The following is a 14,682-nucleotide window of genomic DNA, read 5'->3' on the forward strand; positions in this document are numbered from 1 at the left end:
GCGGAGTTTATCAGTCAATCGCTGTCAAATTCGCATCAAGAGTCGCTTCCAGAATCGCTTCCGGCGCAGGACAGGCGAGCCTGGTTGTTCCCCACCGGGATAGCCGCTTTAATGTCGGCCACTGAAAAGGAGCTGCACCGAATGTCCGCCTACTACCTGTTGGCCATCGCTATTTGTGCCGAGGTCATCGGCACTGTCTCCATGAAAGCCGTAAAAGGCTTCAGCACGCCGATTCCCTTGCTGCTGGTGATCGTCGGCTATGCCATCGCATTCTGGATGCTCACGCTGGTGGTGCGAACCATCCCGGTCGGCGTTGCGTATGCCGTGTGGGCCGGCATGGGGATTGTCATGGTCAGCATCGCTGCGCTGTTTATCTACGGCCAGAAACTCGATTTGCCTGCCATCGCCGGTATGGGGCTGATCGTCGCAGGGGTCGTGGTGATCCAGCTATTCTCGAAGACGGCGGGACATTAAGGGGTTACTGAAAACAGCCATCCCCTATAATGCCCGGCATTCGTTTCGCCATTTGAGGTGCCCATGTCATCTGCTATTTCCACTGATGTCCTGATTGTCGGCGCAGGCGTTGCCGGCCTCTGGCTCAACGCGCGGCTGCGGCATCAAGGCTTCTCGACGGTGGTGGTGGAGAAGGCCAGCCTTGGTGGTGGCCAGACATTGAAGTCCCAGGGGATCATTCACGGCGGTGCAAAATATGCGCTGCACGGCGCGCTGTCGGGCGCGTCGGAAGCCATCGCCGACATGCCTCGTCGGTGGCGCGAAGCGCTGGCCGGCAAAGGCGAACTGGATCTCTCGGGCGTACGCCTGCTCTCTGAAGCTCACTATCTCTGGTCGCCTGGCACCATCGCGGGCAACCTGACCAGTTTCTTCGCCAGCAAGGCCGTGCGCGGCCGTGTCGATCAGGTCAAGGGCAGCGACTTGCCGCCAGCACTGCAAGACCCTAGGTTCAAGGGCAAGGTCTACCGGCTGGCCGAGCTGGTCATCGACATCCCCAGCCTGGTGAAAAAACTGGCCGACCTGGCCGGCGACAGCTTGCTGGCGGGCCAGAACATCGAACCGCTGCGCCAGGATGGCGAACTGGTCGGACTGCGCGTCGACGGCCGCGACATTCATGCCCAGCGAGTGGTGCTCAGCGCCGGCGGTGGAATGGCTGACCTGCTGCAGGCACTCAACGTGAGTCAGCCGGCCATGCAACGCCGCCCCCTTCACATGGTGCTGGTCAAGGGTCCGACGCTCAGACCGCTCTATGCGCATTGCCTGGGCGGCGGGCCCAAGCCGCGGATCACCGTGACCACACACCCTGCGGCCGACGGCCAGTGGGTCTGGTATCTGGGCGGCGACATCGCCGAGGCTGAAGGCGTCGCTCGTGAACCCGCCGAGCAGATTGCCGCAGCCAAAAAAGAGCTCACCAACCTGCTGCCCTGGGTGGACCTCAGTCAGGCGCAATTCGCCACCTTGCGTGTGGACCGTGCCGAGCCGCAGCAAAGCGGGCTGGTGCGCCCCGACAACGCCTTTCTGGACGTGCAGGGCCGCTTGATGGTGGGCTGGCCGACCAAACTTGCTCTGGCGCCCGATTTTGCCGACCGCGTGCTGGCATCGCTGTCGCGCGATGATATCCACCCCACACCCCAGCCACCCTACACGGACTTTCCAAAGCCGCCCCTTGCCATTCCGGTCTGGGATCAACTGCTGCCATGAATACCCTGCACGATCTGCATCGACCGCTCGGCGCGCTTGGCATCAACGTTTCCCCTCTGGGCCTGGGTACGGTGAAACTGGGTCGGGACCAGGGTGTTAAGTACCCCAATGGCTTCAAAATTCCCGATGACGTCGAAGCGCAGATGCTCCTCAAGATGGCCCGGGATTTGGGCATCAACCTGATTGATACCGCGCCGGCGTACGGTCGCAGTGAAGAGCGTCTCGGGCCTCTGCTGCGCGGACAACGTCAGGATTGGGTGATCGTCAGCAAGGTCGGCGAGGAGTTCGAAGCCGGTCAGTCGCGACACGATTTCAGCGCTGCCCACACGCGCCTGTCGGTGGAACGCAGTCTCCAGCGCCTTGAGACGGACTTCATCGACCTGGTGCTGGTGCATTCCGACGGCAATGATTTGCACGTGCTCAACGAGTGCGCCGTTTACCAGACCCTGACCGAGCTCAAGCGCGAGGGCAAGATTCGCGGGTTCGGGTTTTCCGGCAAGACCGTCGAGGGCGGACTGTTGGCGTTGCAGCAGGGCGACTGCGCAATGGTCACTTACAACCTCAACGAACAGGGCGAGAAACCGGTTCTGGACTACGCTGCCGCACACAACAAAGCGGTGCTGGTCAAAAAGGCGCTGGCGAGCGGACATGTATGCCTGAGCCCCGGTGTCGATCCGGTGCGCGCCAGTTTCGAGCTGCTGTTTGAGCATCCTGGCGTAACGGGTGCTATCGTCGGCACCATCAATCCGCTGCATCTGGCCCATAACGTGGCAACCGCCGCTGCCGTGATCCGTCGTCAGTCCTAAGACGCACGGCCGACCCCAACGCAAGAAGGAGCCGAAATGCCGCGCACCCTGATTCGGAAAAACCCGAGTAACTTCAAAACCCTGCCGTTATTTGTCGAAGCCACTCCCGAAGGTCTGACCTACCAGAGCGTCGGGATGCCGCTCAATTTCGCTCAGACCCTGGCACGGCGTCGCAAAATCGAGGTGCAGGACTGCGACCGGTTTTCCACCGAGCTGGCCAACCTCGGTGTCTCGGTACGCCTCACGCTCAGCTGGCAAAACCGTGACTACTGGGTGCTGGTTCGCCAACGTCGGCAGGATCGGGGCGATGTGGTGCTCAAGCTGATCTCCGGCTATGTGCCGGCGCACGAGCTGAATCTGCCCCTGCACACCGCAGTTCAGGAAGTCGCCGAGGAATGCTTGATCGAGACCCCCCAGGGCTGGCTCGGCGGGCGCTTCAACGACACTTGGCTGCCGGCGCCCTACGCCGCAGCCCTGCATTACCGTGAAGCGATGCCGTTTCGCCTGAGCCCGCTGTCCGGCGCGGCACGGCCTGTAAAGTGCGGCAGCCTGACGTTGATCGAGCGGCCCCGCGCTTACGTGCATCTGCCGACTGCCTCGCTGCAGTTGATTTACGACATGCGCCTGGAAGTCCCGAAAGAGGCGCGTCCGCTGAGCCTGTTTCATGTCGATGAGAGCCTGGAGAACAACGAACTGGTGGCGCGGCTCAATCGCAGCAAACCGGATCTGTATTTGATGCCACTGGAAAACGGCTCTCCGCTGCCCGAGCTGTACACGCTGAAAAACGACAAACTGTCACCGGCCGGCACCCGCGGTCTTTATCTGGCTGAGAGTTTCGCCGCGCAGGAAGGCTGGGTGGTACGTGAGGAACGCATTCGCTGGAAGGACTGGTTGGTGCAGCAGGGCATGACGCCGAAGAAGAAACCCAAGTCAGGGTTGACCAAACTGCGAATCAAGGCGCGGCGATTGGTCAGACTGGTTCGTGGCGGCTTGCACAAATAACCCGCTCTTCAGCCCTTGGGAGTGAGGCGCCTGTCACGCCAGGTCCGCAACTGGGCGAAGAAATGGAAATACCGGTTTTCGCGCTTGCCCATTCCGCGCTTCGGCGAAAAAGACTCCTCGGCAAAGGCCCCGGTGATGCGCACCCTAGAAGCAGTCGTTGGCAGGGTGCAAACCCGGGCGTCGGCCTTCAGGAGTGCGTATTTGAGCAAGCGTTCCGAATGTAGCTTGCGCCCTGTCGCTTCGCAGAACTCGAAGATGCGCTCGATCCGCTTGCCATAAGCGCGGTACACATCGCGACCGCAGATGGCGAAACGATCGTTCAACCCGCCCCACCACTGCCAGTCCGGTATATAGGCATTCATGCGCCGGGCCTCTGGAGAATGGAAGACATAGTCCGGCAGCGGCGAATGAAAGAAGTTGTCGGGGCGGACGAATACCACGAAATCCGGATCAAAGGACTCCATCATGCCCGTCACGGTGTGGAGGGAGTTGAGCTGGTAGATCAGGTTGCGCAGTGAGACGTGCTCATCGGCCCACGTATCCCCCAGTGCTTTCACACGTTCGAAATCCCAGCGTTCAAGCACCCCGTCGGTGGACTCGAGAACGCCCGTCATCGGTTGGAAAACGGTGTAGTTTTCAGCCTTGAGTTCGCCCTTCTCGGCCGAGCGCTGGTTGTGCACTTCGTCGATCTTGTACAGGTGGTAAAAGCATTTGACGTTGCTGCCCTTGGGCAACTGGCCAAGCACGTTCGCCTCGATCGAGGGAAAACAGATTTCCGAGTTTCGCGGAATACCAAAAAACGCGACCGCAATGTTCAGCACTGACGAACTCTCCGAATGCACGGCCATGGGCCCGAATGCATTTTAAAGGCCATGGACTTCCTGCCTGCTCATTGACGCAAAAACACCCTGCGCCACCAACTTTGGGGCTTGAGCGCGATCACCTCGACGTCCGCGCCCAGCAGCCAGTTGCGCTCGTAGTCCCAGGCATGACCGCCCCACAGTTTGCCGGCTTCATTCGAAAAACCGAGGGTGAGCAGCCGGTAGCGGTAACCGGAATGAGCACGAAGCCAATCGAGCAGCACCAGCACGTTGAAACCCGTGGAGGGGCCAACGAAGCGCTTGCCGTTGGCGCGATGGACCGGGTAAAGATCGGCCAGGGCAGGCAGCGGGATGCGATCCCAATACAGCGCAACCTCAGGCAGCGGACACAGCGGCACGGCGCACCCGACCAGCAGCGTGAAACAGCGCTCGCCAGGCTGGTCAGTCAACCTCTGGACATCGCGCGACGCCGGCAGCCCGAAGAAATAGCAGTCTGGCGCGTTGAAGCCGTGGACGAACAGATTGACGCTCTCGGGCTTTAACAAAGCGGCTTTGGTGCACAGGTTGAAGCTGACCACGACGTCGTCGGGGCCGACACCCAACGCATCGAAATCGGCCTGACTGATGGCAGGGTTGTTGGCGATGAGGATGACCCGGGCGGCGCTCGCGAGGCATTCGCGCAGTGCAGACGGCAATGCGCCGAACACGTCCTGATCGCCACCCGGCAATTCGACAGGCGACTGGCGCGCGGCGCTATCGTGGTCTGAGGGCTGCGGCATCAGGCCGGCACCTGCATACCGTGGCGCAGCTTGACCCAGGCACGGGTCAGGACCGATGGGCGCCGCCATGGACGCATTTCCCTCTGGATTTCGCCAGCAAGATCACGCCCGACTCGAGCAAACGAATAACGCTCCTCAGCGAAGGCCTGACCGGCAGCGGCGATGCGGGCGGCAAGGTCGGGGTCACTCTGAAGCAGGCGAATCTTCTCGACGGCTTCTTCTTCGGAGCGATAGAACAGGACGTTTTGACCTTCCTTGAAACCCAGCAGGTCGTCCTCTTCACCCTGGCTCCACGCGAGCAGCACGCAACCGCAGGCCATGGCTTCAAAGTTTTTGATCATGAACTCGCCCATACCGATGTCGGCGCTGACGAAGATCCGGATGCGATTGAGCGTTTCGAGGTACTCGGCCCCTGACGCTGTGCGAGTAACCAGCATGCCGGCGCGCTGTGCAAGGTTTTCCACCAGTTGCTTGCGCTGCGAATACTCGCGGCTTTTCAGACTGCCCAGAAAGCCCACCGGAATGTCCCGAGGCTGGCCGAGATTGCGCAGCATCTGCTGGTCGTAGCCCTTGGAGACAAACACCGCGTCGATGCCTTCGCCACGCATGCGGCGGGCCACGACTGCGCCGGACAGCAGCGCTCGGCTCCATGGCAACTGGCGGTACAGGCGTGAATACAGACCGCAGTATTTGCTGGCGTCCATGTAATTCTGATACGCATCGTGCTCAAGAAAGATCAGCCCGGGAATGCACTTGAGCACTGCGCGTTGGCGAGCAAGCCGCTTGACCCTGGAGAAGATCACCACCCGGTCGTAGCGCTGGTAATCGACCGAGGCGAGAAACGGGCCGAGGTTCAGCTGCTGCTGCTTGCTCAGGCGAAAGATGTCGCAGGCGTCACAATGCTGCCGTACGGTTTCGTACAGGCCGTCCAGAATGACGCGCTGCTCATCCATCACCAGTAACATGACTTTCATACGTTCACATACCGAACTGCGAATACAAAAATGGCAGCGGCAACGGTGCCACTCTGCACGATGAGCCGTGGATCAGTCCTGGCCGCGGATCTTCTCGACGATGGCTGTCGTCGAACTGTTTGCCACTAGCCCCAGCACTTTCACGGTCCCGCCATAAGACGCAACGATGTCAGCGCCGACGACCTGATCGACCGAGTAATCGCCGCCCTTCACCAGCACGTCGGGACGGACATGGGTCAGAAGATTTTCAGGAGTGGCCTCCGGGAAGCTTATTACCCAGTCCACCGCGCCAAGTCCCGCCAGTACCGCCATGCGTCGATCAACGCTATTGATGGGGCGCCCCGGGCCCTTCAGGCGACTGACCGAGGCATCATCGTTGACCGCTACGATCAGCCGATCGCCCTGCGCACGCGCCTGCTCCAGATAGGTGACATGACCTGCGTGCAAGATGTCGAAGCAGCCATTGGTGAACACGATCTTCTCGTTGTGGGCCCGCGCATCGTCGATCGCCAGCAGCAATTGATCGAGTGTCAGCACGCCGCGCTCGGAGCCTTCGGCGCGCTGTATGGCACGGCGCAATTCCGGAGCGCTGATCGCGGCAGTGCCCAGCTTGCCCACGACGATGCCCGCCGCCAGGTTGGCAAGCGCCACGGCGTGCGGCAGTTCCTCACCCGCAGCAATGGCCGCCGCCAGCGTGGAAATGACCGTATCGCCAGCACCGGTTACGTCGAACACTTCGCGGGCGCGGGCTGGAAGGTGCAGCGTCGGTTGGTCCGGACGCAGCAAAGTCATGCCATGCTCGCCGCGAGTGACCAGCAACGCACCCAGGTTCAGGTCTTGCATCAGCGCCGCGCCTTTGGCAACCAACTCTGCTTCATCAACGCAGTGGCCGACGATGGCTTCAAACTCGCTCAGGTTCGGGGTGATCAGACTGGCGCCGCGATAGATCGCAAAGTCTTTGCCCTTTGGGTCGGCCAAGACCGGGATCCCGCGATTGCGAGCGGCGTTGATCAGAACCTGGTGATTCTTCAGGGCGCCTTTGCCGTAGTCGGACAGAACCAGCACCTTGATGCCGTCGAGCAACGCATCAACCTCACGACTCAGCGCCTCGGGATCAGTGGCAAAGGGCTCTTCGAAGTCGATGCGCAGCAGTTGCTGGTGCCGGCTCATCACGCGCAGTTTGACGATGGTGGGCTGATGGGCAATGCGCTGAAAGCTGGCGTGGACGCCAGCGGCCTTGAGGCTGTTGCTCAGGCTGTCGGCGGCTTCGTCGACACCGGTGACACCGACGAGGGATGCCTTGGCGCCGAGCGCTGCAATGTTAAGGGCAACGTTGGCGGCACCGCCCGGACGGTCTTCGATTTGATCGACTTTGACCACCGGGACCGGTGCTTCGGGGGAGATTCTTGAAGTGCCACCGTGCCAGTAGCGGTCGAGCATGACATCGCCGACGACTAACACTTGAGCCTGATCAAAACGCGGCATGGACAACTTCATCGAACAACCCGTGGCAGAAATGGACAAGGACGGAATCTTAGCACAGCGATCAGCGCTGGCTGGCCGGATGGCCTTGAATCAAACGGCACTGCTAGGGCCGCGGAAAGCGGCGCACCCAGAACACCTCATGACGGCGAACGGCCTTGCGGAAGAATTCGTCGTCTCCCGTCAGCGGCCATTCGCGACCTGCCAGCCAGCGTTGAATCTGCCGGCGCAGGCGTTTCTTCAGCGCCAGAGGGCCTTGAAGGTCGTGCTGCATTGCCAGGGCCATGGCTTTGTCCAGCTGCACTTGCGAGCTGAGTGAGGTGCTCCAGAGCTGATCAACCGACGGCGCCTCCACGAACGGAGGCAAGGCGACGCCTTTGCCCGCCAGGCCCATGGGCCAGCGGTCGTTGTCGTGCAGGTGATTGGCGTAGAACAGCGCCACTTCTGGCGTGTGCGCACTTTTGTGGACCGCCTCGTATAACGCCTGGGTGGTGGCGATGTGGTCGGCATGGGGATCGAGCTCCGGGTGCGGCAGCACGATGACATCCGGACGATAAGCGTCTAGCAGGGCTGCGAGATCGGCGACAAGATTGTGCCAGGTCGGCGCGCCGTCCTGATCACCCGGCAATGGCGATGGGTTGTGCTGCCGTGCGCTGCGAATATCGCTCTCCGATGAATCGCGGGAGCCGAAAGGCTCAGCCGGCGCCTGTGCCATGGCTGGCAATTGCAGGCAGTAATAACCCAACTGCACGCAGTGACTCTGCGGCACCCCGCCCCACAGCGGAATCGCCAGGCTGTCCCAGGTCCGCAGGCGCCCTTTCAGGCGCGCGGCTTCGGCACGGTCCAGCCCGAGCTGTTCATAGCGCTCGGCCTCGATTTCGCCCTGGGTCACGGTGACGATGCAACGCTCGGCGGCCCGACTGTATAGACCGAAGGCTGCCAGCTCCGCGTCGTCGGCGTGAGGCGCGAGGATCATCAGACGTTGCTGGCTGTAATCCGGGTTGCTCAGCACATACAACCGCGCGCTGTCGCCGACTCGGCAAAAACCGCCTTTGAGGCGAAGCGTGCCGTCCGCGACGACGGCCCGCTGCCCGGTGAGGTTCACATAGCGGCGCCCGGCGAAACCTCGTTCGAAATCCTGGCGGTCATCCCCTGCCAGCACGTACGGGTCGAGCCAGCGACCGAGCCAGGTGCTGCGCAGGTCGAGCTCCAGCAGCAGAGTTTCGCCCTCGCCCAACGGCTCGCTCAGCTGCAGCTTGTCATTGATGACGGAGACCGTTTGCACGTGGGCAGCATCGGGGAACTGGTAGTGGTAATCGCTCTTGGGCGAATAAAACAGATGGTCGGAGAACCAGGCCTCGTGCGCGATCCAGGCGGCAGCGATCAGTATCGGCACCCACCACCATGCGACCCCAATGCCGATCACGGCGAGCAGCAGCAGCCCGATGATCAGCGTCAGGCGCTTGTTGCGTCGGTGTCGTTTGAGAAGCTGCTGCTTGCGCCCGGACATGTCATCCAACCCTGTAGACAGGCACCGTCTGGCACCAGCGGTCTTTGTATTCGCGATCGGAGCGCCCGAAGGAATAGCGCAACGGTTTGTTCACCGCCCTGGCATCGGCCCAGGCGTTCTGGGTGTTGACGAAGCTCAACACGCTGCCAGCGCTCAACGCCTGATGCGCCGGATCGACGCCGCCGTTGATGTACTCCACTGACACCCATTCTGGCGACTCCACCCGGTAAAGCACCTGTGCGGCAATGGGCTTGCCTTCCAGGAGGATCATCGAGCCGGTCATGAATTCGCGCATCAGTTTGAAGACGCTGGCCAGATGGTCCTTGCCCGGTACGTCGAACCCCCAGCGCGCATGGAACAAGTCGGAGTAGATGCGGGCCTGATCCTCGGACGAGAAATCCAGCATTGGCTGCATCACCCCGCCCGCCTCTTCGAGCAATCGCTGCTCGCGGCGCTGGTTGTAGCGAAATTTCTTGGAATAGTCCTCGGGCGCCCGGGCGATCGCCAGGCTCTCGGCCTGCGGTTTAAGCGTGGCGATCCGGCCGGCGTTCAGCTCCGAGACATAACTCATCCGCTGACGCACGGGCACCTTCGCGGCCTGGGCGACCGGCAAAATGATCTCCGCGTTGCCGAGATCGAAAAAGCGCCGATTACGCTGCTTGAGAACCTTCTTGGCCAATGCCAGATCCCGGCCCCAGCACGCTACGGCAGCGACGATATTGCCGTCCTGCTGCCAACCGAGATAACGCACCGGTATATCGACCAGCCCCGCCAGACGCGCGATGACCTGCGGGTGAGTGGCAACGCTGCCGCCGTACTGCTGCCATACCGTGGCGTACGTCGGCGCATCAATGACCGTCCAGCCTCGCTCACGCCATGCGCGCAAGTGGCTCAGCATGCATCGACTGCCCGGTCAATTTCGACAGGCTCGTCCTCTTCGAACTGTTTGGCGTGAAGACGGGTGTAGTAACCGTTCTTCGCCAGCAGCTCGGCGTGCGTGCCGCGCTCGACGATACGGCCCTCGTCCATCACCAGAATGACGTCGGCCTTCTCGATGGTCGTCAGACGGTGCGCGATGACCAGCGTGGTCCGGCCCTGCATGACTTTTTCCAGCGCCTTCTGGATATGGCGTTCGGATTCGGTATCGAGCGCCGAGGTGGCCTCGTCGAGAATCAGCAGCGGCGCGTTTTTCAACAACGCGCGCGCGATCGCCAGACGCTGACGCTGACCGCCGGAGAGGAGCACGCCGTTTTCGCCAACCAGGGTTTGATACTGCTGGGGCAGCTTATCGATGAATTCGTCCGAATACGCATCGGCCGAGGCTTTCTTGATTTCTTCGAGGGGCACGCCAGCCAGATCGCCATAGGCAATGTTATTGGCAATGGTGTCGTTGAACAGCGTCACGTTCTGGTTCACCAGTGCGATCTGACGACGCAGGCTGCGCAGGGTGTAATCCTGAGTCTCGACGCCGTCGAGCAGAATCTCACCCTGGACGTGGTCATAGAAGCGCGGGATCAGGCTGGCCAGCGTGGACTTGCCACTGCCGGAGCGGCCGACCAGCGCTACCATCTGCCCTGCCTCGGCGACAAAGCTCACGTCGTCCAGCACACGCTTTTCAGTGCCTGGATAGGTGAAGGTAAGGTTCTTGACCTCAAGACGGCCCGACACCTTGTCGCGCTCTATGCTGCCCAGGTCCTGCTCGGTCTCTTCGTCCAGCTGTTCAAAGATGCTCTCTGCACCGGCGACGCCTTTCTGAATGGTGGAGCTGACTTCGGACAACTGGCGAATGGGCTTGGGCAGCAGGCCCGCCATGGTGATGTATGCCACCAGGTCGCCAGCCGAAGAGTCACCGCGCAGATACAGGACCAGAAACATCACGATCGCCATGCCGCTGTAAGTGACCAATTGCAGCATCGGCGTATAGACGGCGCCGGTCTTGGTCATCGCCAACTGCTTTTTGGTATTGCTGCGGCTGGCCTTCTCGAAACGCGCCTTTTCGTAGTCTTCGCCACCGAAGCTGCGGACCACCCGGTAGCCGTGGATGGTTTCCGACGCCACATGCGTGACGTCACCCATGGCCACCTGAATCTTCTTGCTCTGCTTGCGAAACTTCTTGCTGGTGCTGTTCACCATGACAGCGATCAGCGGCAGTATCGCCAGCATCACCAGGGTCAGTTTCCAGTTCATCCACAGCAGTGCGCCGAACAGGAAGATGACTGTCATACCCTCACGAATCACGACCTTGATCGCGTCCGTGGCGGCGCCGGTGACCATGGTCACGTTGAAGGTAATGCGCGAGATCAGATGCCCGGAGTTGCTGTTGTCGAAAAAGCGGTTGGGCAACGTGAGCAATTTGTTGAACAGCACGACACGCAGGTCATGCACCAGCCCGAGGGAGACGCGGGCCAGGAAGAAGTTACCCAGATAAGAACCCGCACCCTGCCAGGCCGCTATCAATACGATCATCAGCGGCACCGCCTGCAGCAATTGCAGGTGGCCGATATAAGGGTTACCGGGGAACAGGCTGGCTTCGGGATTGGCCAGGCCGTCGACGAAGTATTTGAGAATGTAGGCGAGCATCGGCTGGGTGGATGCAAAGATAAGAAAGCCGACAATGCTCAAGCAGAAAAGGCCAATGTACGGCCGCACATAGGTCAATAGACGAAAGTAAATCGCCAGGGTCGTTTTAGCTTGAGGATCAGGACTGCTCATGGGAATCCGCACGAAAAAATTAGGCGGGCATGGTAGCACAACCCATATTTGTCGACCCCTGCTGCGACCCAAGCGGGGCCGACTCGGGTAACATGCCGCATTTGTTCAGGTAAGTATGCCGATGCACCCATTGGAACACAGCGCCTATCTGGCTTTGCGAGAAAACGCCACCGTGCTCGAAGCGGACGGATCCGGGGACAAGGTTCTGTTGCTTGAGGACGGCACTATTCTCAAGCTGTTCCGCCGCAAGCGCCTGCTCAGTTCGGCCTTGTTGTTTCCTTACGCGCAACGCTTCGCTGACAATATCGACGCGCTGAAAAAGCGCGGTGTTCCCTGCCCGGACGTCATCGCTACTTACCGGATTTCCAGCATCAGCCGCGATGCGGTGCGTTACACACCGCTGCCTGGGCTGACCATCCGGCAAGTACTCAAGCAAAGCGGTGAAAACGCGCCATTACGGGCCGAGCTGGGAACGTTCATTGCCAACTTGCACGACCGCGGTGTCTATTTCCGCTCGCTGCACTTGGGCAACGTGATCCTTACTCCTGAGTCAAAGCTGGGCCTGATCGACATCTCTGACATGAAGTGCCAGCGACGGGCGCTGAGCGAATCCAAGCGGCTGCGTAATTTCCAGCACCTGCTCCGCTATAAGGAAGACCGCGCGTGGCTGGTCGACAGCGATGCGGGAGCAGCTTTTGTCTCTGCTTACACCCGCGGCCGAAGCCCGCACTTTACGACGCGTCTCAACGCGTTGCTTGACTAGAGGCGGCACTAAGGCCGGCAAGCTCGGCGCCCAGTAATTCGTCGAGGCGCTGCAGCGTGATTTTGGGGATGACACGCTCCGGCATTCGGCTTACGGCGGACAGGTTGAACACTTGCATGCCGGTTCTGGGCAGAATCCTGCGGGCCATCAGGGTGAAGCTGGGCAGGATGTACTGTTCGAAATCTTCATCCAGGCTGCTGGGCAAAGCCGCCGCGCCCTTTTCATAAAACCGCCCCCCGCTCTGGCGCAGGTCCATTCCGACGACGAAGACCTGGCGAAACCCCAAATGACAGGCCAGCTGCAGCGCACCGAAGGGGATCGTGCGGCTGCCAAAATAGCCTCGCTTCAGGTTCAGGCTGAAGCCGATGCGATTCGGCTTGCGACGCAGCAGCGAGAAGTCTGATATGAGCTCCTCGTCATGACGGATTGACCATGCGTAGGCGCGGTCTGACAACACGGCCTTGCCATCTTGGCGGTTGACCCGCTCCAGCAGATAAATCTTTTTGCCATTCAACGCGGTGGCGTCAGCGGCATGGATCGCCTGAAGCACATCCAGACTCATCGCCAGGTGCTCGCCGTGGGCAACACCCAGCAGCGCCAGCTCAGGCCGACCGATGACGAAGTTCGGGTCGTCACACAGGTAATAGAAAGGCTTTATGCCCTCGTCGACGCAACGCACGATCGAGCCGTTCATGGCGACGACGGGCAGGCTTCGGTAGCGCTGCAGCGGGAACTCGCTGGCTGAAGGCCCGGATGCCAACAAAAACACCGGCCCGGTGGCGGAGTGACGTGAGTGGCCAAAATCCTGCAGACACACTTCTAGATCCCTGCCGAGCAACCAGCGCCGGTCGCCTCGGGTTTCAACCCTCAGCACGTCGCGCCTCCCTGGAGATTGCCACCGCACCGGCCAGGGGCAGCCACAACCATTCCCACACCACATTGGGCGAGCCGACGAAGGTGTGCAGCTCAACGGTCATGACGACGCCTGCTGAACAGAGGATCGCCAGCCAAAGCCGTGCGAGCTCAGAGGTCTGTCGAGCGCGCAGCAGGCAGGCGCCGGCGTGCAGCATGGTTGTCAGCAGCAATGCCAGACCGACAACACCGAACTGGTACAGAACTTCAAAATACAGGCCGTGTGTATTGCGCACGACTTGCCCGGTCGAGAGGCGTACATCCCCCAATGGCGTGCCCGCGCCAACGCCAAACCACCAATGGCCTGACAGGCGCTCGAACACCGCGGCCCAGACCTCGTTGCGGCCTGTTACACCGCGGGTCTGGACCTCGTAGGCCAGCTCGCTGAACCCGAATACGACCACCAGCGCCACGATCACGGCGGCAGGTATAAGGATATTGCGGCGCAGCTTTCCGCTGGTCATCGTGCTCAGCAAGACCAGCCCGCCCACCGACGAGGCCAGCCAGGCGCTGCGCGCGAAAGTGAAATAGATATAAATAGCGATAACAGCACAACATACCAGCCAGAGCGCGATCTCTGTGCGGCGCCGCGACCGCAATGTCAGCCAGACTCCGGCCAAGAGAAACAAGCCGTAGTTCATGCCAGCCACGATGGTGTTACCAAAGTCAGCGACATCCGGAACGCCCGAGCTCGCCAGCGACATCTGGCGATAGCCGAGGACAAAGGCGCCATGGGCGGCGAGGTTGATCATCGAAAACGCTGCAAAGAGCGCGACCACCACCACCGACAGTTTGAGGATTTTTTCCCAGTCAAAGTTGCCGATCGGCCGCACCAGCCCCACGCCGACGAAGAACACGAGGATGAGCAGAATCCGTCGCATTGACTTCAAGTCGTCGTCCGCCATCACGCTGTTGATGAACAAGTAGGCAAACAGCAGCAATACGGTGCAGACCAGCGGGCTAATGGCAAAAGATCGCCGGCTCATTGCCGGAGCTGCACAGAGGAGTGCTATGACGAGCGCCGCACGGATGAAAGCGGCCCAGGAACTTGACTCACCGGGCCACCAGAATGGCCCCAGGAACAGGATAAGCATCACCACTGCAAGCAGCAAAGCCGCTACGTAGCCCGCACGCGCCGGCAATTTTTTTACCACCATTCCCATCCATATCCTTTGCTATGTAGCGGCGTTTTCAGTGTGATCGGACGC

At 60.9% G+C, this 14,682-nt stretch carries 14 protein-coding genes; 5 read left to right on the plus strand and 9 right to left on the minus strand.

Annotated features, from left to right (window positions below; translation table 11 throughout):
• Positions 1 to 141: 141 nt before the first annotated feature.
• The 4 genes from QRN48_RS22775 (at position 142) to QRN48_RS22790 (ending at position 3,521) form a co-directional block, all read left to right on the plus strand.
• On the plus strand, positions 142 to 474 hold the full coding sequence (locus QRN48_RS22775) for a DMT family transporter (protein WP_037015848.1): 333 nt from the start codon (positions 142 to 144) through the stop codon (positions 472 to 474).
• Positions 475 to 537: 63 nt separating this feature from the next.
• On the plus strand, positions 538 to 1,713 hold the full coding sequence (locus QRN48_RS22780) for an NAD(P)/FAD-dependent oxidoreductase (protein ID WP_285353450.1): 1,176 nt from the start codon (positions 538 to 540) through the stop codon (positions 1,711 to 1,713).
• The gene (locus QRN48_RS22785) at positions 1,710 to 2,519 is read left to right on the plus strand and encodes an aldo/keto reductase (RefSeq protein ID WP_191942710.1); all 810 of its coding nucleotides are present in this window, start codon (positions 1,710 to 1,712) and stop codon (positions 2,517 to 2,519) included. The genes QRN48_RS22780 and QRN48_RS22785 overlap by 4 nt, the downstream gene beginning before the upstream one ends.
• A 36-nt stretch (positions 2,520 to 2,555) precedes the next feature.
• The gene (locus QRN48_RS22790; RefSeq protein ID WP_191942709.1) at positions 2,556 to 3,521 is read left to right on the plus strand and encodes a metal ABC transporter ATPase; all 966 of its coding nucleotides are present in this window, start codon (positions 2,556 to 2,558) and stop codon (positions 3,519 to 3,521) included.
• 8 nt (positions 3,522 to 3,529) lie between these two features.
• On the opposite strand, the gene QRN48_RS22795 is transcribed toward QRN48_RS22790, so the two are convergent.
• From QRN48_RS22795 to msbA, 7 genes are all read right to left on the minus strand, one after another.
• Positions 3,530 to 4,342, minus strand: coding sequence for a hypothetical protein (locus QRN48_RS22795; protein WP_037017501.1), 813 nt, complete (start codon positions 4,340 to 4,342; stop codon positions 3,530 to 3,532).
• 68 nt (positions 4,343 to 4,410) lie between these two features.
• Positions 4,411 to 5,121, minus strand: coding sequence for a hypothetical protein (locus QRN48_RS22800; RefSeq protein WP_285353453.1), 711 nt, complete (start codon positions 5,119 to 5,121; stop codon positions 4,411 to 4,413).
• Complete coding sequence (locus QRN48_RS22805; RefSeq protein ID WP_285353455.1) at positions 5,121 to 6,095, minus strand: glycosyltransferase family protein; 975 nt, start codon at positions 6,093 to 6,095, stop codon at positions 5,121 to 5,123. The genes QRN48_RS22800 and QRN48_RS22805 overlap by 1 nt, the downstream gene beginning before the upstream one ends.
• A gap of 72 nt (positions 6,096 to 6,167) precedes the next feature.
• Positions 6,168 to 7,592 carry a bifunctional D-glycero-beta-D-manno-heptose-7-phosphate kinase/D-glycero-beta-D-manno-heptose 1-phosphate adenylyltransferase HldE gene (gene hldE / locus QRN48_RS22810; RefSeq protein ID WP_191942706.1) on the minus strand — a complete coding sequence of 475 codons (1,425 nt, stop codon included), beginning with the start codon at positions 7,590 to 7,592 and terminating at the stop codon, positions 6,168 to 6,170.
• 91 nt (positions 7,593 to 7,683) lie between these two features.
• Complete coding sequence (locus QRN48_RS22815) at positions 7,684 to 9,087, minus strand: PIG-L deacetylase family protein (protein WP_037015866.1); 1,404 nt, start codon at positions 9,085 to 9,087, stop codon at positions 7,684 to 7,686.
• A 1-nt stretch (position 9,088) separates the two neighbouring features.
• Positions 9,089 to 9,985, minus strand: a complete 897-nt coding sequence (locus tag QRN48_RS22820; RefSeq protein WP_191942705.1) for a GNAT family N-acetyltransferase — start codon at positions 9,983 to 9,985, stop codon at positions 9,089 to 9,091.
• Entirely contained in the window at positions 9,979 to 11,799 is a 1,821-nt protein-coding gene (gene msbA / locus QRN48_RS22825) for a lipid A export permease/ATP-binding protein MsbA (protein WP_037015872.1), read from the minus strand. The genes QRN48_RS22820 and msbA overlap by 7 nt, the downstream gene beginning before the upstream one ends.
• Before the next feature lie 121 nt (positions 11,800 to 11,920).
• Here msbA and QRN48_RS22830 point away from each other — a divergent pair, with 121 nt between their 5' ends.
• Positions 11,921 to 12,562, plus strand: a complete 642-nt coding sequence (locus QRN48_RS22830) for a lipopolysaccharide kinase InaA family protein (RefSeq protein ID WP_191942704.1) — start codon at positions 11,921 to 11,923, stop codon at positions 12,560 to 12,562.
• On the opposite strand, the gene QRN48_RS22835 is transcribed toward QRN48_RS22830, so the two are convergent.
• Together QRN48_RS22835 and QRN48_RS22840 are read right to left on the minus strand one after the other, a co-directional pair.
• Complete coding sequence (locus QRN48_RS22835; protein ID WP_191942703.1) at positions 12,543 to 13,436, minus strand: WaaZ-like lipopolysaccharide core biosynthesis protein; 894 nt, start codon at positions 13,434 to 13,436, stop codon at positions 12,543 to 12,545. The genes QRN48_RS22830 and QRN48_RS22835 overlap by 20 nt on opposite strands.
• A complete protein-coding gene (locus QRN48_RS22840; protein WP_285353461.1) occupies positions 13,423 to 14,586 on the minus strand; it encodes an O-antigen ligase family protein in 1,164 nt (387 codons plus the stop codon). Before QRN48_RS22840 ends, QRN48_RS22835 begins: the two co-directional genes overlap by 14 nt.
• Between the last annotated feature and the right edge of the window lie 96 nt (positions 14,587 to 14,682).

The sequence above is a fragment of the Pseudomonas sp. ME-P-057 genome (genome assembly GCF_030208975.1).
Lineage (GTDB): Bacteria > Pseudomonadota > Gammaproteobacteria > Pseudomonadales > Pseudomonadaceae > Aquipseudomonas > Aquipseudomonas lutea.

Bases quoted from the DNA above. Each gene is read 5' to 3' on its own strand.
- hldE (WP_191942706.1), bottom strand. From the start codon at position 7,592: ATGAAGTTGTCCATGCCGCGTTTTGATCAGGCTCAAGTGTTAGTCGTC.
- QRN48_RS22790 (WP_191942709.1), top strand. From the start codon at position 2,556: ATGCCGCGCACCCTGATTCGGAAAAACCCGAGTAACTTCAAAACCCTG.
- QRN48_RS22805 (WP_285353455.1), bottom strand. From the start codon at position 6,095: ATGAAAGTCATGTTACTGGTGATGGATGAGCAGCGCGTCATTCTGGAC.
- QRN48_RS22775 (WP_037015848.1), top strand. From the start codon at position 142: ATGTCCGCCTACTACCTGTTGGCCATCGCTATTTGTGCCGAGGTCATC.
- QRN48_RS22820 (WP_191942705.1), bottom strand. From the start codon at position 9,985: ATGCTGAGCCACTTGCGCGCATGGCGTGAGCGAGGCTGGACGGTCATT.
- QRN48_RS22815 (WP_037015866.1), bottom strand. From the start codon at position 9,087: ATGTCCGGGCGCAAGCAGCAGCTTCTCAAACGACACCGACGCAACAAG.
- msbA (WP_037015872.1), bottom strand. From the start codon at position 11,799: ATGAGCAGTCCTGATCCTCAAGCTAAAACGACCCTGGCGATTTACTTT.
- QRN48_RS22830 (WP_191942704.1), top strand. From the start codon at position 11,921: ATGCACCCATTGGAACACAGCGCCTATCTGGCTTTGCGAGAAAACGCC.
- QRN48_RS22785 (WP_191942710.1), top strand. From the start codon at position 1,710: ATGAATACCCTGCACGATCTGCATCGACCGCTCGGCGCGCTTGGCATC.
- QRN48_RS22800 (WP_285353453.1), bottom strand. From the start codon at position 5,121: ATGCCGCAGCCCTCAGACCACGATAGCGCCGCGCGCCAGTCGCCTGTC.
- QRN48_RS22780 (WP_285353450.1), top strand. From the start codon at position 538: ATGTCATCTGCTATTTCCACTGATGTCCTGATTGTCGGCGCAGGCGTT.